This is a genomic window from Vibrio sp. 1CM8B (assembly GCF_023161685.1).
GTDB classification, from domain to species: Bacteria; Pseudomonadota; Gammaproteobacteria; order Enterobacterales; family Vibrionaceae; genus Vibrio; species Vibrio coralliirubri.
This window is the reverse complement of sequence record NZ_JALNTU010000011.1, coordinates 92,536-114,367: the sequence shown is the minus strand read 5'-3', so window position 1 is coordinate 114,367 and position 21,832 is coordinate 92,536. Positions and strand designations below refer to the sequence as shown.

The window sequence follows — 21,832 nt, the reverse complement described above, 5'->3', positions numbered from 1 at the left end:
TTCAGGCTTAAATTATATTCAGAACTTATTCTCTGCATTAACAATCAATTACGTAGACTGATGTATGTGATGAGTCAGTTCCGTTTCGCCTGTTTTTTTTATAGTTTACTTAACCTTAAGCCTAGTCTTCCTTATCCGAAATGTCATGTCTGTGCGAAGTGACTTCTTTTCACAAATCTAGGCATTCACTTTAGTTTGTTCATGGACTAAGCAAAAGTTTATAGGGTGTTGATTAATGTGCAATAAAATGCACACCTTAATTACACCTCAAATTTTTATAAATATATACAGTAATAAAGTTGATAAATCATTAGGATTTATAGGCAATTAATAAGGTCGAGATATACCTAAACCCCAAAGAAGAACTAAATCCCATATTTGAGACAAGGTTCAGCACAAAGCTGATGAGAAACCGTTCAAACGCCATATATGGCGTCAATTACATATACAACTGCTAGAGTATTGAATAGGTATGCAGGGACAATGAGTAGAAGTTGCAAATGGATATTTCGAGGAATCCAAAAAAAAGCCCACTAAGTTAAACCTTAGTGGGCTTTAAAATAAGTATATAGCGTTATGCTGTTAGCAATGACACACTATTATTTAGCAAGGCGATTTGCAGTCCAGACGTAAAGCAGCTCGAGAGCAATCGTCGCACCAGCCAATGCTGTAATCTCGCTTTGGTCATACGCTGGAGAAACTTCTACAACGTCCATACCAACCATGTTGATACCTTGCAAGCCACGGATAATTTTCAGAACTTTATCTGAATTCAAGCCGCCGCAAACCGGAGTACCTGTACCCGGAGCAAAAGCAGGATCCAGGCAATCGATATCAAACGTTAGGTAAACTGGCTTATCACCGACAATGCCTTTCACTTGAGCAATGATCTCGTCCACGCTCATGTCGTTCGCTTGCATCGCGTTAATAACGTTAAAGCCGTGCCCTTCCTGCTTGTACTCTGTACGAATACCAATTTGCACTGAATGTTCAGGCGAAATTAAGCCTTCATTTGGCGCATGGTAGAACATAGTACCGTGATCGTAACGACTGCCCTGACTGTAAGTGTCAGTGTGCGCATCGAAGTGAATCAGAGCCATCTCACCGTACTTCTTGCCATATGCTCTTAACAAAGGCAGCGTAATGAAGTGATCACCACCTAAACCTAACAGAGTTTTACCACTATTTAGAATCGCATCAGCAGCCGCTTCTAAACGTTGAGTTAAGTCTTCTGCATCACCGCAATCAAACACAAGGTCGCCAGCATCAATGACTGAGGTGTGTTCAAATACATTGAAGTCCCAAGGGAATTTTTTACCTTCCCACGCCAAGTTAACTGACGCACGACGAATCGCATCCGGTCCCATACGAGCACCCGGACGACCCGATGTCGCCATATCTAGCGGCGCGCCTAACACAACCACATCAGCATCGTTATCGATTGGGTTTTGCACCAATGGACGACGCATAAACGTCATCGCATTGGAGTACAGCGAGTAATCTGGTTTCGTAAATAGATCGTTCATTAAAAATCCTCAAGATAGGTGTAACCCATCAAGCCTTGCTCTAACTCTTCAAGTACGCTTTGTTGCTCTTGTGCTGGTACTTTCGCCGTGACCAAATCTTTGTAGTTCTGACGAATCAGATCCGTATCGATGTGAACATAACGCATCATGTCTTCAACCGTGTCGCCTTCGTTGATGTAATCGATGTTCGCTTCACCGCTTTCGTCAACGTTGACCACTACGCTGTGCGTATCACCAAATAGGTTATGCATATCACCCAAGATCTCTTGGTATGCGCCTACTAAGAAGAAGCCCATCAGGTAAGGTTCGTCTGGGTTCCATGCTGGAACTGGCAACGTTGTTTCAATGCCTTGGCCGTCAACATACTGGTCGATCGTACCATCAGAATCACATGTGATATCCAGTACTACCGCGCGTCGCTCATCCGCATTGTCCAATCCACTTAAAGGCAATACAGGGAACACCTGATCGATACCCCAAGCATCTGGCAACGATTGGAACAAAGAGAAGTTCACGAAGAACTTATCTGCCAAACGTTCGCTCAACTCATCCAAAATTGGACGGTGGTAGCGGTTCTTAGTGCTCATTCGAGAGCTAAGTTCGTAGTTAATTCGCAAAGACATCTGTTCTGCCCAAGCACGGTGCTGAAGGTTCAGCATGCCTGTCGCAAATTGGTTATGTGCTTCTGCGATATCACTTTGCGTGTCGTTGTAGATCTCAATCAGCGCGCGGTCATCATTACCTGCATCTAACTCCAAGAAGTTCTTCCACATGTTGTTTAGCAACAGTGGTGCGTCTGCTTCTGGCGCTGCCATATCTTCTGGCGAGTAGCTTTCGGTACCAATCACGTTAGTCACTAGTACTGCATGGTGCGCAGTCAGTGAACGACCAGATTCCGAAATAATCACAGGCTGTGGTTGATTGTAGAGCTTACAAATATCCCCTACTGTCATCACGATGTTGCGAGCGTACTCAAGCAAGCCGTAGTTCATTGAGTTTGAAGATTGGCTGCGTGTGCCGTCGTAATCGACCGCCAAACCGCCACCAACGTCTAAGAACTTCAGTTGAGCACCGATATCACGCAGTTCACAGTAAAAACGAGCCGCCTCACTCACACCATTTCGCACATCACGAATATTCGCCATTTGCGAGCCAAGGTGGAAATGCACTAGCTCTAGAACATCCAGTTGATCTTCTGCTTTCAAGCGTTCAATAACGGTCAATACTTGTGATGCAGACAAACCGAATTTCGACTTCTCACCACCACTTGCTTGCCATTTACCTGCACCTTGAGATGCAAGACGAATGCGTAGACCTAAACGAGGTTTCACGCCAAGCGCTTTCGCTTCAGAAAGAACAAGATCAAGCTCTGACAACTTCTCTAGAACGATGAATACTTTGTGCCCTAGCTTTTCGCCAATAAGCGCAAGACGGATGTATTCTCTGTCTTTGTAACCGTTACACACGATCACAGAACTCGCTTTTTGAGCCAGCGCCAATACCGCTAATAGTTCAGGTTTACTGCCCGCCTCTAGACCTAGTTGCTTCTGCTCTAATTGAGCTTGGCTTGCTAAGATCTCGTCAACCACTTCTTTCTGTTGGTTAACTTTAATCGGGTAAACAAGTAGGTAACGGTTATCGTACTGATATTCGTCGATCGCTTGGTTGAATGCGTTACAGATATTGTGCACACGTTGATGCACTATTTGAGGAAAACGCACAAGAGCAGGCAAACCAATATTTCGCTGCTCTAACTGTTTTACGATCTGACTTAGCGGAACTTGATGATCGGTTTCGCTCGGTGAAACATACACCTCACCGTTATCATCAATTCCATAAAAACCTTGGCTCCAGTGCTTTACATTATACTCAGCACGGATGCGTTCCAAATTAACCGAATTTTCCAATTCTAGAGACCTCACACTATAGGGCCATCGACAGAAGATACCTCTTTGGAATAGCGAGGTATAACCCAACAAAAAGCGTTCAAAAACGATTTGTTGGCTGCATTAACCGATATTATTAAGAGCGAGTCCAACCATTGATATTTGTGGTGACGATTACGTTTATTTATCGACAGATCGACTTAAAGTGACAGGTAAGGAATTACAAGGTTTTAGGGTAAAAAACAGGCTGAAGCGCATTAAATATAAAGCAATTTCTCACATTAAATTAGGGAAAAAAAATGTGCAGGAACCATAAGATTTTTAGTAAATTGAGTGAGGTTAAGTCAGAGTTGTGACAAATATAAGCACTTCACTATCTGAACTCTCGCTATCACCAACACAGCTTGTATCCTGTTACCTCATACCTATTGATGAGTGTTAAATCATGTCTGAAATGTACACGACCTACGCAAAGCAATACGACTCTGCTGCTCGCGATAATATTTATAATGCCCTATTAGAACGCCCATCAACCATAGCCTTACTTGATGATGTGAATGGGCTCGACATTGTCGACCTTGGCTGTGGATCAGGTATTTACGCACAATGGTTTATTGACCAAGGTGCAAACAAAGTCACGTGCACCGATCTATCTCAAGATATGGTCGACCTAGTGAACGGAAAACAGATCCCCAATGTGACCGCATACGCGCAAGATGCTGCGCTTGGTTTACCTAAAGAAGCTGATAACAGCGCTGATGTCATCGTGTGCCCATTAGTACTGCATTATATTGAAGATCTAAAACCTGTCTTTGATGACATTTATCGCGTTCTAAAACCGGGCGGCTACATCGTGTTTTCCACTCACCACCCATTTGCGGATTTCGAGTGCACCCTTCAGGTAACTACTTTGAGCGCGAATTCATTCAAGAAGAGTGGAACACGGTCGGCACACCCGTTCAGGTAAGCTTCTACCGCCGTTCATTAACCGAGCTTTGCCAAGCTGTCAGCCAATCTGGCTTGCTGATTTCACAAATCACTGAAGGGACAATCGACGAGAAGGCCAAGGTCATCTCTGAAGAAACGTACGAGCGCCTATCGAAAAACGTTAACTTCATCTTTATGCGTTGCGAAAAAGTGTCTGCCTAGCCCGCAAGTAAATCGCGTGTGTCTTTGATTGCGTCAAAGGCACTTTTTATCTTCCTAACCATCTCAACTCAGCACCCGCTCAACTGAACAAAAAATAAACTTTTCTCGTCCATACCTTGTATTCGATTCGATCTTCTTGTAATTTCAACTGACCAACCAATCGGTCAGCCTTCGAATTTAGGGGATACTATGAGCCATAATCTAGACCTTGAACCAAACACGTCGAGCACCAACGACATGGATCAAATGTTCAACCGACAAAAAGATCACTACCGCAATAACGTTAATCCTACGCTTGAGCAGAGAAGAGAAAACCTCTCAGTACTAAAAGCGTTGTTAATGCGTTATCAAGAGCAATTGATTGAGGCAGTATCTGAAGATTATGGCCATCGAGCAAAGCACGACAGCTTGATTGCTGATATCACCCCTTCTCTTCACCAGATCAATTACAGCGTGAAGAACCTTAAGAAGTGGTTGAAGCCATCGCGCCGCAAAGCTGGTTTGATGCTAACGCCAGCAAAGATCACGGTTCATTATCAACCTGTGGGCGTTGTGGGCATCATTGTTCCATGGAACTTCCCAGTCATGCTCTCGTTAGGACCTCTGATCACAGCGTTAGCAGCGGGCAACACTGCGATGCTTAAGATGTCGGAGTTTACTCCAGCGACCAATCGAGTTTTAAAAGCGATGTTGACCGAAGGCTTTAGTGAAGATCAGGTTGCGATTATCGAAGGCGAAGCTGACGTTTCCACTAAATTTAGCCAACTGCCGTTTGACCATATCCTATTCACAGGCTCAACCGCTGTGGGTAAACACGTTATGAGAGCAGCGGCTAACAACTTAACACCCGTTACCTTGGAATTAGGCGGCAAATCTCCAACTATCATTGCCCCTGACTTTGATGTGGCGGACGCTGTTGAACGTATCCTGTTTGCCAAGAGCTTAAACGCTGGCCAAATATGTGTAGCGCCTGATTACATCTTATTGCCGCGAGAAAAATCGGACGAGTTCATCACAGCTTATAAGCGTTATTTCAAGAAGCTTTATAAAGCCGGTATTGAGAGCAAAGACTTAACCTCAGTGATCAACATGCGCCAATACAATCGCTTGAAAGGTGTCATTGAAGACGCACAAGCCAAAGGCGCGGTTATTCACACGGTAACCGAACAAGCACAGGACGATGTAAACCACAGAATGACGCCGCACCTTCTCACCGAAGTGAACGATGAGATGCTCGCGATGCAAGAAGAGCTGTTTGGTCCTATTTTGCCTATCGTGCCTTATGATTCCATCGAAGAAGCAATAAGCTACATCACAGAGAGAGAACGCCCACTGGCTCTGTACCTGATGAGCCATAATAAAGAAACCCAAGACAAGTTTTTATCAGACACGCACTCTGGCGGCGTGTGTATTAATGATTCTTTGGTGCATGTGGCAGCAGAAGACGCGCCGTTCGGTGGCATCGGCCCTTCAGGCATGGGACATTATCACGGCATTGAGGGCTTCAAGACCTTTAGCCATGCGAAAACCGTGTTGACTCGAGGCAAAATCAACTTCACTAAGTTGATGCACCCTCCATATAACAACCCAATCAAAAAAATGATGTTCAAAGTACTCAATAGATGATCACCAAAAGACAAAAAATCCTAGATGCTGCACTCCTGCTCTTCTCTCAACAAGGGCTAGAGGGCACATCTACCGGACAAATAGCGAAAACAGCCGGCGTGGCAAAAGCGACGTTGTTTCACCACTTCGAGAACAAATCTCTATTGATTGATGAGCTGTTTCGCGAGCTGAAGCTAGAGCTATTCTCGACCCTTCAACCGCACACTGATGTGGCAGTAGAAGATCGCTACCAAGCCTTTAAGTTCATGTGGATCACAGGAATCGAATGGGCATTAGAGAATCCGGTTGCGATGAAGTTCTTTACCAATGTTCATTTCGACCCAACAACTCAAACTCGAGAAGTGATTGTTTCACAGATGTTCGCATCGCTAGACGAGATCATTTTGAAAGGGCAAGAAGATGGTGAATTGATGGTGTTGGACATTAACCTTGTTAGGCACTTCATCCATAGCCACTTTCTGATTTGTGCAAACTGGCTGATTGAACAAAGCGAGTCTCCACCAGAGCAAACATCGAAGTACATCAACGATAGCTTTAATATGTGTTGGCGAGCCGTTGGTGGGCAAACCAAGTAGCTTTAGCTCTAAGCCAAAGTTCTTAAGTTCTTAAGTTCTTAAGTTCTAGACTCAACTTATTTCCAATAATGATCACTAAAGCGCCACATAGGCGCTTTAATTATTTGAACACAATTTAATCACCTCAGCATATTGACTCAGAGTACGTTCTTTCAGTACCATCCCACCATCATTTCAAAAGAGAATAACGCCATAATGAAGTACTAACATCCTGACATCCGATTTATTTTTATAAAAATCATTTGGACACTCGGGGTTAGTGGGCGTTACTTCGTCATCTATTTTCGCGACAAATCAAGCTCTTAAAGATCCGTTTTTTGACAAACAAACATCTTTAAGATCAGAACTTCAAAGACAGAAATCAGATCAGCACTTTATTTCCTATCTTTGATTGGTACGCTACCTAAGTAACGTCTTTGGCGATCTATACATAGAATTCTGTATAGAAAAAGCGCCTCACCCCTTTTACTCGTTTACACGTAAAGGGAGGTATTTCTATGCCTACTATATTAGCCAACAATCTCTCATTCCAACTCGATACTGGTGAGTGGTTATTCAAAGAAATCACCTTTAATTTGAGCACACGCCTCACCGGCTTAGTCGGAAGAAATGGGGCTGGTAAGTCATTGTTGCTTTCATTGCTCGTTGGACAAAAACAGCCCACAACAGGCAGTGTTTCGCGCCAAGGTTCAATCGGCTTTTACTCTCAGTTACCATCAAAGCTACTGGATACCAACATCACCATCGCTGACTTCTTAGGGCTCACCGAAAAGTTAGAAGCATTAAGCGCCATAGAACAAGGTAGCTGTGAACTGCAGCACTTCAATATCATTGGTGATGATTGGGATCTAGAGGCACGTACCCAGCAGTTGCTAGGTACATTAAAGATCACTAGTGATTTGAACACGCCCTGTTGCTCTTTGAGTGGTGGACAACTCGCCCTGTTACAGCTTCATCAGCTGTTCGTATCAAATAACGACATACTGATCCTCGATGAGCCTTCGAACCATTTGGATAACGATGGACGCAATTGGGTACTCGAACAGTGCCAGTTGTTTGAAGGCAAAGTGCTTGTCGTCAGCCATGATCGAAGCTTATTGAGACAAATGGACGGGATCTACCACCTCAACAGCTTGGGCGTACGTTTCTATAAAGGAAATTATGATGATTACTTCAAACAAGTGTCTAGCCAAAGCGAAGCGCTAGAGAAACAGATTGCGCATCATCAGTCCGAAAAGAAACGACTCGAGCGTCAAGCTCAAGCCAACAAGGAAAAGGCGCAGCAGCGAGAATCTCAGGGAAACCGACTCAGAAAGTCAGGTAGCCAACCCAAGATCTTATTGGATGCGATGAAAGATAAAGCAGGACAAAGCCAAGCCGCATCTGCGACAAGCCAAAGGAATCTCATTGACCAAAACCAACATAAACTTCAGTCGCTTAAAGAACAGAAGGAACGACTAAAACCACAAGCTTTGTATCTACAGCAAAGTAATAGCAGTAAAAAGAGCTCTTTGTTAACCGTTGAGAACTGCCGCCTTGTTTACGGCTCAGGTGCGCCAATCAGTTTCTCTTTATCACAAGGGGAACGGTGTTATCTAACCGGTGCTAATGGGTGTGGAAAGTCGACACTGTTAAAAGCGATTCACGGTCAACACACCAATTATCAAGGCTCGATTAAGCGCTTGGGGGCGACCGTCTATTTGGATCAACACTTTGGTTTGTTAGACACCAACGAGACGATGTTCGATAGCTTAATGACGCACAGCTTTGGATTAACAGAGAGCGACGCGCGAACCCTACTAGCAAGAATTGGATTTAGGCGAGATTCGGTATATCGAAAAGTCGTTCACCTCAGCGGTGGCGAGAAAATGAAGTTGGCGATGTTGAACGTTAGTCATAAACAGGATGCCCCACTTCTTTTGCTTGATGAACCAGACAATCACTTGGACATAGACTCAAAGCAAATATTGGCGTCCGCTTTACGTGAATACCAAGGCGCGTTCATCTTGGTCTGTCATGATAGCGATTTTGTTGAAGAGGTCGGCGTTAGCCAAAACCATATACAGCTTTAACCTTCGTAAATTCGTTCACTTAGTTTAGTTAGGCGAGTATTCTTCCGGATACTCGCCTTTCTCGATTGAGACAAGTAAACTACGCGCCTCGAACATCTATTTATAAGGCTAAGGTTTGCATACTCTAGAACAATTAAAATCGGGGCAACTCAAAGGTATTAAGCGTTTAAAACTGTCAGAAGGTCTCACCGAGTTTCCTCTAGAAATCATAGAGCTTGCAGATTCTCTTGAGATCCTAGACCTTTCAGGTAATCAGCTGTTAGACCTACCAGCCGAGTTATCACAGCTGACTAACCTGCGTATCATCTTCGCGTCGAATAACCTGTTTACGCACCTGCCTGATGTTCTAGGGTCACTTCCTAAGCTTGAAATGGTTGGCTTCAAAACCAACCAAATCAAAACCGTTAGCGAGCAATCTCTGCCGACTCAACTACGTTGGTTAATCCTGACCGACAATGAGATTGAGATTCTACCTAGCTCACTAGGTGAAAGACCGCGACTACAGAAACTGGCATTGGCGGGTAACAAGATTCGCGTTTTGCCAGAAAGCATGGAAAACCTATCCAACCTTGAGCTAGTTCGCCTGTCTGCAAACCAGTTGACTGAATTCCCTGAATTCCTTATTAAGCTACCAAAACTGGCTTGGCTAGCATTTGCGGGTAACCCGTTTTGCAAACACCCTAGCAGCTTAGATAGCGTGCCTGCTGTAAGCTCGCAATGCTACTCACTGAATCAAGTACTTGGTCAAGGTGCGTCTGGCGTAATTTCACATGCTAACTGGTTGAACAGCGATTTTGATTTCCCACAGGAAGTCGCTGTAAAAGTATTTAAAGGTGAAGTAACAAGCGACGGCTACCCACACGATGAGCTCGAAGCTTGTTTGCAGGCTGGTCATCATAACAACCTAGTGAAGTCGATAGCTCAAGTCGATGAACAAGACTACCTCGCATTAGTGATGGAGCTTATCCCAAGCAGCTATTACAACCTAGGTTTGCCCCCTACTCTCGAAAGCTGCACTCGCGATACCTTCAACGAAGGCTTTGAGCTTTCAATTACTCAGATCAATAGCATTACTGAACAGATGATTGATGTGTTTGAACACCTTCATGCCAACAAAGTCTGTCATGGTGATCTATACGCTCACAACACTTTAGTGAACCAACAAGGTCAGATGATCTTTGGTGACTTTGGAGCGGCAACTATCTACGGTTACCTAACTGAAGAGCAACAACAAGGCATTCGCCGAATTGAGGCACGTGCATTGAAGTACTTTATTGAAGACCTACTGACGATTTGTACAAAGCAAGATCAAGACAGCGAGCTTTATACTCGATTGGCGAACTTCGAAGCTTAATGGCTTAATGGCGCGTTGATTAGAAGTAATCGGTCGAATTGAAAACAACAAAGCCAACATCACTGTTGGCTTTGTTATTCTTGGAACATCACTTATTTTCATGGGCAAGCAAGCTCGGCTAAAAAGGATTAACGCTCAGCCTGCACCAATTTCAGATAGGAATGCAGCTCACCATTTTTATATTCCACTGCAGAGTGAATATTAAGGTCAGCACGAGCCACAACAGCAAACTGGTAGCGATTCTCGCCCTTCAAAATCTCGACGTGTAACAAACCATCTTTTAGTTGCCACTGCCCTGTTGTTTCAAATCGGTCGAACAAACGATATTCAATCAAAGAACCGTCAGCATTGAAGTGCACTTCAGTGATGTAACCGCCGGGGCAACTCTTCACCCAAACTCGATTCTCGATATCTCTGACCGTAAAGTTACGCTTTGTGTCACGCCACGCTAGGAAGCCTTCGCTATCATAAAGAGCAATGTCGAGATCAGTTCTAGAGATTAACGGCTGCTCATTTTGCTCACGACAATAAAGTTGAAGCAGAATTTGCTGAACTGTTTCGCTCTGTAATTCACTCATTGTGACTTCCCTTTCTCATTGCTCTGCGTTAGACGTGGTATTGATCAACCAATTCTATTTAAAGCGGGCTACACAAGCTCGTAAGAAACAACATACAGCTGAGAGATACCTGGATAGATATCTTGAATCACGTCTTTCAGTACTTGCAGCGTCATGTTCTCTTGCTGAGCATGGAACTCACCTAAGTCATCAAATAGGATTGGTTCAACGCTGATGATCTTAAGATTACAGAACACACGGCCTTGCTCTAGCGTCGATACTTCCACAACACTACCTGGCTGGTAGTCACGTTCAGATTCATCGCGAATAGTAATCGTCTTCTTGCCAGAAAGGATGTCAGTTTCAAAACGTTCGAAGAACGTCATAGTGGTCGGTGCGGTCATTTATCTCGGTCGCTTAACATTTAAAGGTTAGGTAGATGTTTATATACCAGAATGCGTGTTCAAGCGAATAAAAATTAGATGCGGAAGTTCATCTCGTCATTCCCAAGACTGACGGAGGAAGGAGTTGGGAATCTCTAAAAGAGCCAAATTACAGGCAATAAAAAAGGAGAACCGAAGTTCTCCTTTTCTTAAACCTTTAAGCTAACTCTAAATTATAGAGATGCTTTCGCTTTTTCAACTAGAACAGCAAATGCTGCTTTGTCGAATACTGCGATGTCAGCAAGAATCTTACGGTCGATCTCGATAGATGCTTTCTTAAGGCCATTGATGAAACGGCTGTAAGATAGACCATTTTGACGAGATGCCGCGTTGATACGTGCAATCCAAAGTTGACGGAATTGACGTTTCTTGTTGCGACGGTCACGGTAAGCGTATTGACCAGCTTTGGTAACTGCTTGGAAAGCTACGCGGTAAACACGTGAACGTGCTCCGTAGTAACCTTTAGCTTGTTTTAGAACTTTCTTATGACGTGCACGAGCTTGTACACCACGTTTTACGCGAGGCATTATGCTTCTCCTAAACTAAACGAATTTATAAACTAAAAAGAATTAAGCGTATGGCATCATACGTAGAACTTGAGCAACTTCACATTTAGGAAGGATCGAGTTCGGACGTAGCTGACGCTTGTTCTTAGTAGTACGCTTAGTCAGGATGTGACGTTTACCAGCGTGCTTAAACTTAATACCACCAGCAGTTTTCTGGAAACGCTTAGCAGCACCTTTGTTGGTTTTCATCTTAGGCATGATGAATAACTCCGCATTGTTGAGTTGTTAATAACATAGTAATTAGGGCGAATAAAACCCCGCAACCTGAGGCTGCAGGGTTCAATTACTTGCAAAGCCGTTAATTACTTCTTTTTAGGGGCCAACACCATGATCATCTGGCGACCTTCAATTCTCGTTGGGAAAGATTCGACTACTGCAAATTCTTCAGTATCCGCTTTCAAACGATTAAGAACGTCAACACCGATTTCTTGGTGAGCCATTTCGCGGCCACGGAAGCGAATTGTTACCTTCACTTTGTTGCCGTCTTCTAGGAAACCAGTCAGGTTGCGTAGTTTTACCTGATAGTCTCCAATATCAGTTCCAGGTCGGAATTTAATTTCCTTGATCTGAACCTGCTTTTGCTTCTTCTTCTGCTCTTTCGCAGCTTTGCTCTTCTCGAAGAGGAACTTACCGTAGTCCATCACACGACAAACTGGCGGCTCGGCGTTAGGGCTGATCTCTACAAGATCCATACCAGCTTCATTTGCAGCTTCCATCGCTTCAGCGATTGATACTACACCAACAGCTTCGCCGTCTGCGCCAGTTAGACGCACTTCACGAACGCCACGAATGTCACCGTTTAAACGGTGCTGGTTTTGTTTGGCCGGTTGTTGGCCACGTCTTCCGCCTTTAATAGCTATTCCTCCAGATTGAGCTTACGGCTTGAAACCTCAGCTTGGATGTATGAAATAAAGTCATCCACTTTAAATTTGCCAAGGTCCTTACCTTTACGTGTACGTACTGCAATTTCGCCGGCTTCCATTTCTTGGTCACCACACACAAGCATGAACGGTACACGTTTCAAAGTATGTTCGCGGATTTTAAAGCCAATCTTCTCATTTCTCAAGTCTGCTTTGACTCTAAATCCACTTTTTTGCAGTTTTTTCGTAATTTCTTGTACATATTCAGACTGTTTGTCTGTAATGCCCATTACAACTGCTTGTTCTGGCGCCAACCACGTTGGGAAGAAGCCAGCGTATTCTTCAATAAGAATACCGATGAAGCGTTCTAGTGAACCTAAAATCGCGCGGTGGATCATAACTGGCGTGTGACGCTCGTTATCTTCACCTACGTAAGTAGCACCTAAACGTTCTGGTAATGCAAAATCGAGCTGCACTGTACCACATTGCCAAGCGCGGTCCAAACAATCATGCAAAGTAAATTCAATCTTAGGTCCGTAGAACGCACCCTCGCCTTCTTGAATCTCGTATGCAATGTCCATTGCCTCTAGCGCTTGCTTAAGGTCAGCCTCTGCACGGTCCCACATTTCGTCTGAACCTACACGCTGTTCTGGACGAGTAGATAGCTTAACAACGATGCTTTCGAAGCCGAAAGTTGTGTAAGTATCGTAAACCATTTCAATACAAGCTTTAACTTCTTGTTGAACTTGGTCTTCAGTACAGAATACGTGAGCATCATCTTGAGTGAAGCCACGAACACGCATAATGCCGTGAAGTGCGCCAGACGGCTCGTTACGGTGACATGAGCCGAACTCAGCCATACGTAGCGGTAGATCACGGTAAGATTTCAAACCTTGGTTGAAGATTTGAACGTGACCAGGACAGTTCATTGGCTTGATAGCGTATTCACGGTTCTCTGAAGAAGTTGTGAACATCGCTTCAGCGTACTTATCCCAGTGACCAGAGCGTTCCCAAAGAACACGGTCCATCATTAATGGGCCTTTAACTTCTTGGTAATCGTACTCAGTCAATTTTTGACGAATAAATACTTCTAGCTCACGGAAGATAGTCCAACCGTTGTGGTGCCAGAACACCATGCCTGGTGCTTCTTGCTGCATGTGGAATAGGTCAAGCGCTTTACCGATTTTACGGTGGTCACGTTTAGCCGCTTCTTCTAGACGCACAAGGTGAGCTTTAAGTGCCTTCTTGTCGTGGAATGCAGTGCCGTAGATACGTTGAAGCATCTTGTTGTCACTGTTACCACGCCAGTATGCACCCGCTACGTTAAGTAGAGTGAAGTGCTGGCAGAAGCTCATGTTAGGCACGTGTGGACCACGACACATATCGATGTATTCTTCGTGATGGTACAGGCCTGGACGATCGTCTTTAGAAACGTTCTCGTCCAAGATTTCAATCTTGTAAGTCTCGCCGCGAGCTTCGAATGCGTCGCGCGCTTCCTGCCAGCTAACTTTCTTCTTAACAACCTGGTACTTAGTCTTCGCTAGCTCTTTCATGCGCTTTTCGATCTTTTCTAGATCTTCTTGCGTTAGAGAATGCTCAAGGTCGATATCGTAGTAGAAACCGTTATCGATAGTAGGACCGATCGCCATTTTCGCTTCTGGAAAAAGCTGCTTAACCGCGTGGCCTAAAAGGTGAGCACAAGAGTGACGAACGATTTCAAGGCCATCAACTTCATCTTTAGCTGTGATGATTTCTAGGCTTGCATCGTTTTCGATAAGATCACAAGCATCAACACGCTCGCCGTCTACACGACCAGCAATGGTTGCTTTCGCAAGACCAGGACCGATTGATAGGGCAACATCTAGAGTTGATACAGGGTTGTCAAATTGACGCTGACTACCGTCAGGAAGAGTAATAATTGGCATTATTTGTCCTTTACAGTGGTGTTGCACACCAAGCAACACATGAAAATGTTTAATATATGTCTTTCAATCAACGGGTACGCTGATTGGGGATATATGCATAATAAATATACCCACATAGAAGCAAATACAGATGCCCCACTTGTGAGTAGCCGAACATTGTAACGAAATTATATGAAATGACAATGACAGAGCGAACCCGCAAGCTCTCCAACGGCTTCGTTTGGTAAGGTTAACCATGCTGTGGTGACTTACCTACTCTTCTAATCCTCTTGATTACCAAGCTACACCGACTAAACAACTGCACCCTACCTGTTCCGAGTTAACTCATACAACTTACCTCTTACAAACGAGTTATTTAGAACTAAGCTATATAGAAGCAACGGCATGCAGATGAGGTGCATATGGAGAAACGGGCTACTTGTATATCGCTCATACGACCTTTACCGCTAATAATAGCCGCCATGTTTTCTGCGCCAAACGCATGGGCCAACAAAGATTACGGCCCCTTCATCAGTTATACCCAAGCACCACTTCAGTCGGTTCGTCTCACCCCGTCGCTCCGTTCAGGCTTTCCTCTTGAAGAGAATAAAGTTGAAGTATTTACAGCCTTAACTGCCGCGAGTATCTGGGCTCACTCCCACGACTATCATTTAGACTATTATCAAAACCAACTTCAAACAGGCCTACGATGGCAATTGACCAAAGCATGGCAAGTTGAGCTCAATTACCGCTGGTTATACGCCGCCAATAATCATCTCGACAAAATCACTATTAACTTTCACGACCTATTTGGCATCGACCAAGCAGGTCGAGACCAGAAAGACAGACACCAGTTCGACATCTATGCACCAGACCATGGCGTCAATAATCGAGACTTCTCCGGCAACACATTGACTAGCGCTTTCACGCTCTACACCCAATATCAAATCATAGATATAGAAAACCACGGCTTATCTTTTGGCGTCTCCCTTTATCACAACAACGTCAGCCACGGTGCATTTAAGGGAAACAGCACCGAACAAAGCGCTCAACTCAACTATGCATACCAACTTGACATCAATACCTTCTATACAAGCTTAGGGTTAGCGAATCAGTCCAGTAGAGAAGCAGAGAATAGCTTTTCGCATAAGAAGACGACATGGTCATGGATGGGCGGTTATCAACTCACGCTATTTGAAAACCATGAATTGCACCTTGAATACCGTTGGTATGAAGGCGCAGAAGATGGTGACACTGAGTTTTCAGAAGCCGCGAATGAAATGATGTTTGGCTATCGCTATGTGATGCAACGCTCGGCAGTTGAGATATCCATAATCGAGAACATCTTCAACATGGATAATTCCACCGATGTTGCCTTCCAATTGGCCTATCGGCACCAGTGGTAAACCAATTTCAAGACGGGACAGATAGTAGAATCAAAAAAGCCGAACGGTTAAGTTCGGCTTTAGAAATCGTATTGTCTCTATTAATAGACAGAGCGACTACTAACAGATAGATAACTACGCACTCATGATTCTTGATACAGCGTTGCGAATGTCTGAGTCGGCAGCGTTAGCAGGTAAGCTGAATGAGATGTATTGGTCGCCACGGAAGCTCATTGAGCGGTCGATTTCTGCTAGGCAGTGAACCATAGAACCATCTACGATGAATGACAGCTCGATCTCTTTGTTATTCATAAAGCCGCCGCTGCGAAATTCAATCTCTTGGTAACAGCCAGAGCGAGAAGCAAAGCTGTTGCCTTTTAAGAAGCCCTTCTCTACGTCTGCTTTCACCATTGCCATGCCCGATGCTTCCACACCTTGGATAATTTTGGCGACTGTTGGCAGTGGATGAACGGAGATAAAGTCACGGTCTTTAGGATCAATCGCGAAGCCGATATCTAGGTTGGTTTCAACCCACACATGGCATTGATTCATTTGTGCGTTCAACATGGTGACTGGCGTTTCATCATTTAACTTAAGACGAAATGGCACCAATTTGGTTTCACCCGGTTGGATCACGAAAGGCTCTACGGCTTGAATACGACCCAGTGAAAAAGTTTCGTAGCTGGTGCTGTCTTCCGTTTCGACTTTTACTTCTGTGTTGAGAACCAAGTTAATCAGGTCGATTTGTTGCTCAACGTCGCCACCAACAATGTGAACATTGCCAGACAACTCTCCACCTTGGAAAACTTCAATATTATCTAAGACAGTATCAACTTTTGCTGCACCGATGCCCAACGAGGCCTTTAATTTCTTAAACATATTATTTCCCTTTCTAATTATCTGATTTACGAATAGTTATTGCGTGACAATTTGCGACACTTGCCTCACAGAATCAAGCAATTTGCCCCATCTATGTTGAATAAGGTCACATTGCCCGAGGAAATGTTGAAATCGTTAAAAAATCCGTTACTCTATTTGTATAGTCAAATAAGGTTTCATTATGTCGAAAGCGCCGCTCTACCTTCAGATAAAACAGTTCATAGACGACAAAATTACCAATGGTCACTGGCCGGTGGGATATCAAATCACCACCGAACTTGAACTCACCGAGCAGTTCAATGTGAGTAGAATGACGGTCAATAAAGCCATTCGAGATCTTGTGTCTGAAGGTAAGCTCATTAGGAAGCCAAGGCTGGGCACTTTTGTTTGTGAACCCGACGAAAAAGCGCAATCTCCGCTGCTTGATATCAACAACATCGCGCAAGAGATCAAAGACCGAGACCAAACGTATACTAGCCAAGTTATCAAGCACGATAGCATCAAGGCTGATGAAAGCACGGCTACACGGTTAGGTGTGATGATTAACGCAGAGGTGTTCTATAGTGAAATCATCCACTTTGCTGACAACACGCCAATACAATTGGAAGCGCGTTGGGTGAATTCTCAAGCCGCTCCAAAATACCTAGAGCAAGATTTTTCAACTTCCACCCCTAATGAATACCTTTCAAAAAGCTGCCCGTTAAGTGCTATCGAGCACACGGTTGAAGCCATTATTCCAGACTCTCAAATCAGAACGTCACTAAAGCTATCTGAATCAGAGCCTTGCCTTCTTTTGAATAGAAGAACATGGAGCAAAGAACGCCTCATCAGCTTTGCATTGCTCTACCATCCTGGCTCTAAGTACAAATTAAGCTCCAAGATACTTCTAGATTAAAGAACATCATCCCGATCGCCGATCACATTTTTGCAACATCAACTTGATTCGGGTCAGCGTTTAGCCTATTTATTTGTATATACATTTAATGTTTAGCAAAGATCTAGGTGATTATGAATTTGATCCTCAAAAACGCACGAGTGGTCTCCATGAGTTCGGGAGCCGACGGTTATCAGCCCTCTTCCCCTCAAGATATCGTTATCGAAGACGGTAAGATCGTGTCTATCTCTTGTTCAAACCATGAGGCTCATGCTTATGAGGTAGAACAACCGAGCGCTGATAACTCTGCGGATTACATCACCTATGATTGCAAAAACAAGCTCGTTACCCCGGGTCTGATTGATTGCCACACTCACCTCGTATTTGCAGGCAATCGCGCCAACGAATTTGAACAGCGTTTGAATGGTGTGTCTTACACCGACATCGCCAAGCAAGGCGGTGGGATTCTGGCGACAGTCACTGCAACACGCGCAGCCCAAGAATCTGAACTGGTTGAAATGGCACTACCTAGACTCGATGGACTATTAAGAAGTGGCGTAACCAGCATCGAAGTAAAATCTGGCTATGGTTTAACGCTTGAAGATGAGCTCAAGATGTTACGTGCAGCCAAAGCGTTAGAGAATCATCGCCGAATTAAGATCACCACCACTCTCCTTGCAGCACACGCAGTACCGCCAGAATACAAAGAACAACCAGATCGTTACATAGATCTGGTTTGCCAAGAGATCATTCCTAAAGCTGCAGAGCAAGGGCTCGCCGATGCCGTTGACGTGTTTTGCGAATCTATCGGCTTCAACCTAGAGCAAACCGAACATGTCTTTGCAGCTGCCAAAGCACATGGGCTAGCGATTAAAGGCCACACTGAACAACTTTCGAATATGGGTGGCAGCACACTTGCAGCTAAATACGGTGCACTCTCTGTCGACCATGTTGAATACCTTGATGAGACCGGAGTAAAAGCACTGGCAGAATCAGGCACAGTCGCCACCTTATTACCCGGTGCTTTCTACTTCTTGAAAGAGACTCAACAGCCACCTGTTGCTTTACTTCGTGAACACAAAATCCCAATGGCGATCGCGACCGACCTAAACCCCGGCACCTCCCCTTTTGCTGACTTAACGCTGATGATGAACATGAGCTGCACCCTGTTTGGTACGACGCCTGAAGAAGCGCTACGCGGTGTAACTTGTAACGCTGCCGCTGCCATTGGTGAGTCACAAACCAAAGGCAAAGTTGAAATCGGTTATGCCGCAGATTTGGCTATCTGGAACATCGACCACCCTGCCGATCTAAGCTATCAAGTCGGTGTTCCTCATCTGCATAAACGCATTGTTAATGGCGAGGTGTGTCATGACTCAATCTAAATCCAACGGTATCCAAGAGAACGCAACAACCATGCATAACTTTGTGTGGACAGGGCGTAATGATCTTGAAGATGGCGCACTCGGTACTCGCGTTCATCACATTACCAAGCAAGTACAAAGTAGTGGCTTAAGTGACGAGCTGACTGACAGCGCTATCGCCTTGGTTGGCTTTGCCAGCGATGCCGGTGTTGCAAGAAATAAAGGACGCGTAGGCGCGAAACAAGCACCTAACTTGATACGCCAAGCTCTGGCGAATATGGCTTGGCATAGTGACGCACGCATCGCCGATCTCGGTGATATCGAATGCAATGACGATCAATTAGAAGTAAGCCAAAAACAGTGTGCATCTGTGATTGCCAATGCTCTATCAACTAACAAAGTGATTACCCTTGGCGGTGGTCACGAAGTGGCTTGGGCATCTTTTCAAGGTCTCGCTGAGCACCTAGATAACATTCAATCAGAACACAAACCTAAGATCGGCATCGTTAACTTTGATGCTCACTTTGATCTTCGTGAATTTGAAAGCGACATCGCCGATGTTAAACCGAGCTCAGGCACGCCTTTTAACCAGATAAGTGATTACTGCCACATACATCAATGGCCGTTTCATTACGCTTGTCTTGGCGTTAGCGCGGCTAGTAATACCAAAGCGCTGTTTCACAAAGCTGACCAACTGGGCGTGTGGTATGAACACGACCGCAACATGACTCAAGTGAATCAAGTCGATCAACTGGTTAAGTTGCAACAATTCATCGCTGAGTGTGATTACCTCTATCTTACTATCGACCTCGATGTTTTCCCCGCAACTACTGCGCCGGGCGTCAGTGCACCAGCGGCAAGAGGCGTGAGCTATGAAGCGCTCGCTCCTTTTCTAGAACAGATTTTCCAACACAGTGAAAAACTCATTATCGCGGACATTGCGGAATACAACCCAGACTATGACGTTGATGGCCAAACGGCTCGATTGGCAGCTCGTTTATGTTGGGATATAGCCAGTGCAATGGCCAGCGACTAATCCAGCTATACCGATAACTACAACTACAACTACAACTACAACGATATAACGTGAAACAGAAGGAATTCCAAAATGACGGAACACCACAACAGTGACCCTCGTCTCGACACGACTCGCGAAATTCGCGCACCTCATGGCACCACTTTGCGCGCTAAATCTTGGTTAACAGAAGCACCGCTGCGTATGCTGATGAACAACCTAGACCCTGATGTGGCAGAACACCCGCATGCACTGGTTGTTTATGGCGGTATTGGTCGCGCTGCGCGTGATTGGAAATGTTATGACAAGATTGTGGAAGTATTGGAGCGTTTAGAGGACGACCAAACGTTACTTGTTCAATCAGGTAAACCTGTAGGCGTGTTCCCGACTCATAAAAACGCACCTCGCGTTCTGATCGCTAACTCGAACCTTGTTCCACATTGGGCGAACTGGGAACACTTCAACGAGCTCGATAAAGAAGGCTTGATGATGTACGGCCAAATGACAGCAGGCAGCTGGATTTACATTGGCTCTCAAGGCATCGTTCAAGGTACTTACGAAACCTTTGTCGCGATTGCGAAGAAGCACTTCCAAGGTGAAGCGAACGGTAAATGGGTTCTAACGGGTGGTCTTGGTGGCATGGGCGGTGCTCAACCTCTTGCTGCAACGATGGCTGGCTTCTCAATGATCGCCGTGGAGTGTGATGAATCACGAATCGACTACCGCTTACGTACTGGCTATGTAGACAAAAAAGCCACCAGCTTAGATGAAGCGATGGCAATGATTAAAGAGTCAGGCACGCCAATCTCTGTTGGCTTATTAGGTAACGCCGCAGACGTATTCCCAGAGCTTGTTGAACGTAATATCACGCCTGACGTGGTGACCGACCAAACATCTGCCCACGATCCTCTGAACGGCTACTTGCCGCAAGGTTGGACGATGGAGAAAGCCGCACAAGAGCGCACCATTGATGAAGCAAAAGTGGTGAAAGCCGCTAAACAATCGATGGCGATTCAAGTTCAAGCAATGCTAGATCTTCAGTACCGTGGTGCTGCAACCGTAGATTACGGCAACAACATTCGCCAAATGGCACTGGAAGAAGGTGTGGAAAACGCATTTGATTTCCCAGGCTTCGTTCCCGCATATATACGACCTTTATTTTGTGAAGGCGTCGGTCCGTTCCGTTGGGCTGCCCTATCTGGCGACCCAGAAGACATCTACAAAACAGACCAAAAAGTAAAAGAACTGATTCCAGATAACCCACATCTACACAACTGGCTAGATATGGCGCGTGAACGCATTCAGTTCCAAGGCTTACCCGCTCGTATTTGTTGGGTTGGCTTGAAAGATCGCGAACGTTTAGGCCAAGCATTCAATGAAATGGTTAAAAATGGCGAACTGAAAGCTCCGGTTGTTATCGGTCGAGACCACCTAGATTCAGGCTCAGTAGCAAGCCCGAACCGCGAAACAGAAGGCATGATGGATGGATCAGATGCTGTATCAGATTGGCCTCTATTGAATGCCCTTCTGAACACAGCTGGCGGCGCAACTTGGGTTTCTTTGCACCACGGTGGTGGCGTTGGCATGGGCTTCTCGCAACACTCAGGCATGGTGATTTGTTGTGACGGTAGTGAAGATGCATCACAGCGTATTGCTCGTGTACTTCACAATGATCCAGCAACCGGCGTAATGCGTCATGCAGATGCGGGGTACGATATTGCCAAGCAATGTGCCAAAGAGCAGAAGCTTGATTTACCTATGCTAAACGAAGAACTTCGTCGCCTTTAATGTCTGGAG

The 21,832-nt window shown here is 45.0% G+C and carries 18 protein-coding genes and 1 pseudogene; 10 read left to right on the top strand and 9 right to left on the bottom strand.

Annotated features, from left to right (window positions below):
* Positions 1-599 precede the first annotated feature (599 nt).
* Positions 600-1,526, bottom strand: a complete 927-nt coding sequence (gene speB / locus MSG36_RS18730) for an agmatinase (RefSeq protein ID WP_017105806.1) — start codon at positions 1,524-1,526, stop codon at positions 600-602.
* The gene (gene speA, locus MSG36_RS18725) at positions 1,526-3,433 is read right to left on the bottom strand and encodes an arginine decarboxylase (protein ID WP_282452254.1); all 1,908 of its coding nucleotides are present in this window, start codon (positions 3,431-3,433) and stop codon (positions 1,526-1,528) included. The genes speB and speA overlap by 1 nt, the downstream gene beginning before the upstream one ends.
* Before the next feature lie 424 nt (positions 3,434-3,857).
* Here speA and MSG36_RS18720 point away from each other — a divergent pair.
* The 5 genes and pseudogenes from MSG36_RS18720 (at position 3,858) to MSG36_RS18700 (ending at position 10,188) form a co-directional block, all read left to right on the top strand.
* Positions 3,858-4,561 (top strand): annotated as a pseudogene (locus MSG36_RS18720) (methyltransferase domain-containing protein).
* A 189-nt stretch (positions 4,562-4,750) separates the two neighbouring features.
* Positions 4,751-6,187 carry a coniferyl aldehyde dehydrogenase gene (locus MSG36_RS18715; protein WP_248369268.1) on the top strand — a complete coding sequence of 479 codons (1,437 nt, stop codon included), beginning with the start codon at positions 4,751-4,753 and terminating at the stop codon, positions 6,185-6,187.
* Complete coding sequence (locus tag MSG36_RS18710; protein ID WP_248369265.1) at positions 6,184-6,762, top strand: TetR/AcrR family transcriptional regulator; 579 nt, start codon at positions 6,184-6,186, stop codon at positions 6,760-6,762. The genes MSG36_RS18715 and MSG36_RS18710 overlap by 4 nt, the downstream gene beginning before the upstream one ends.
* Before the next feature lie 497 nt (positions 6,763-7,259).
* Complete coding sequence (locus MSG36_RS18705; RefSeq protein ID WP_248369262.1) at positions 7,260-8,834, top strand: ATP-binding cassette domain-containing protein; 1,575 nt, start codon at positions 7,260-7,262, stop codon at positions 8,832-8,834.
* Between the two features lie 115 nt (positions 8,835-8,949).
* The gene (locus tag MSG36_RS18700; protein ID WP_248369260.1) at positions 8,950-10,188 is read left to right on the top strand and encodes a leucine-rich repeat-containing protein kinase family protein; all 1,239 of its coding nucleotides are present in this window, start codon (positions 8,950-8,952) and stop codon (positions 10,186-10,188) included.
* 128 nt (positions 10,189-10,316) lie between these two features.
* Here MSG36_RS18700 and MSG36_RS18695 read toward each other — a convergent pair whose 3' ends face one another.
* The 6 genes from MSG36_RS18695 to thrS form a co-directional block, all read right to left on the bottom strand.
* Complete coding sequence (locus MSG36_RS18695; protein WP_248369258.1) at positions 10,317-10,766, bottom strand: hypothetical protein; 450 nt, start codon at positions 10,764-10,766, stop codon at positions 10,317-10,319.
* A gap of 68 nt (positions 10,767-10,834) precedes the next feature.
* The gene (gene yqfB / locus MSG36_RS18690) at positions 10,835-11,149 is read right to left on the bottom strand and encodes a N(4)-acetylcytidine aminohydrolase (protein WP_004733516.1); all 315 of its coding nucleotides are present in this window, start codon (positions 11,147-11,149) and stop codon (positions 10,835-10,837) included.
* A 212-nt stretch (positions 11,150-11,361) separates the two neighbouring features.
* Positions 11,362-11,715 carry a 50S ribosomal protein L20 gene (rplT, locus tag MSG36_RS18685; protein WP_004733517.1) on the bottom strand — a complete coding sequence of 118 codons (354 nt, stop codon included), beginning with the start codon at positions 11,713-11,715 and terminating at the stop codon, positions 11,362-11,364.
* A 42-nt stretch (positions 11,716-11,757) separates the two neighbouring features.
* Positions 11,758-11,952 (bottom strand): 50S ribosomal protein L35, encoded by a 195-nt coding sequence (rpmI, locus tag MSG36_RS18680; RefSeq protein WP_004738430.1) that lies wholly within the window; start codon positions 11,950-11,952, stop codon positions 11,758-11,760.
* A 104-nt stretch (positions 11,953-12,056) separates the two neighbouring features.
* Positions 12,057-12,608: a translation initiation factor IF-3 gene (gene infC, locus MSG36_RS18675; protein ID WP_076654893.1), complete on the bottom strand. Its 552-nt coding sequence runs from the start codon at positions 12,606-12,608 to the stop codon at positions 12,057-12,059.
* 2 nt (positions 12,609-12,610) lie between these two features.
* Complete coding sequence (gene thrS / locus MSG36_RS18670) at positions 12,611-14,539, bottom strand: threonine--tRNA ligase (RefSeq protein WP_016768282.1); 1,929 nt, start codon at positions 14,537-14,539, stop codon at positions 12,611-12,613.
* Between the two features lie 461 nt (positions 14,540-15,000).
* Between thrS and MSG36_RS18665 the strand changes: the two genes are divergently transcribed.
* Positions 15,001-15,924, top strand: a complete 924-nt coding sequence (locus MSG36_RS18665) for a DUF3187 family protein (protein ID WP_248369256.1) — start codon at positions 15,001-15,003, stop codon at positions 15,922-15,924.
* 114 nt (positions 15,925-16,038) lie between these two features.
* Here MSG36_RS18665 and MSG36_RS18660 read toward each other — a convergent pair whose 3' ends face one another.
* The gene (locus MSG36_RS18660; RefSeq protein WP_248369254.1) at positions 16,039-16,782 is read right to left on the bottom strand and encodes a sporulation protein; all 744 of its coding nucleotides are present in this window, start codon (positions 16,780-16,782) and stop codon (positions 16,039-16,041) included.
* A 181-nt stretch (positions 16,783-16,963) separates the two neighbouring features.
* On the opposite strand from MSG36_RS18660, the gene hutC reads away from it, so the two are divergent.
* From hutC to hutU, 4 genes are all read left to right on the top strand, one after another.
* Positions 16,964-17,677 carry a histidine utilization repressor gene (gene hutC / locus MSG36_RS18655; RefSeq protein ID WP_061038947.1) on the top strand — a complete coding sequence of 238 codons (714 nt, stop codon included), beginning with the start codon at positions 16,964-16,966 and terminating at the stop codon, positions 17,675-17,677.
* A 113-nt stretch (positions 17,678-17,790) separates the two neighbouring features.
* Positions 17,791-19,041, top strand: a complete 1,251-nt coding sequence (gene hutI, locus MSG36_RS18650; RefSeq protein ID WP_248369252.1) for an imidazolonepropionase — start codon at positions 17,791-17,793, stop codon at positions 19,039-19,041.
* On the top strand, positions 19,028-20,056 hold the full coding sequence (hutG, locus tag MSG36_RS18645) for a formimidoylglutamase (RefSeq protein WP_248369251.1): 1,029 nt from the start codon (positions 19,028-19,030) through the stop codon (positions 20,054-20,056). Before hutI ends, hutG begins: the two co-directional genes overlap by 14 nt.
* Before the next feature lie 72 nt (positions 20,057-20,128).
* A complete protein-coding gene (gene hutU / locus MSG36_RS18640) occupies positions 20,129-21,823 on the top strand; it encodes a urocanate hydratase (RefSeq protein WP_019821879.1) in 1,695 nt (564 codons plus the stop codon).
* Positions 21,824-21,832 lie beyond the last annotated feature (9 nt).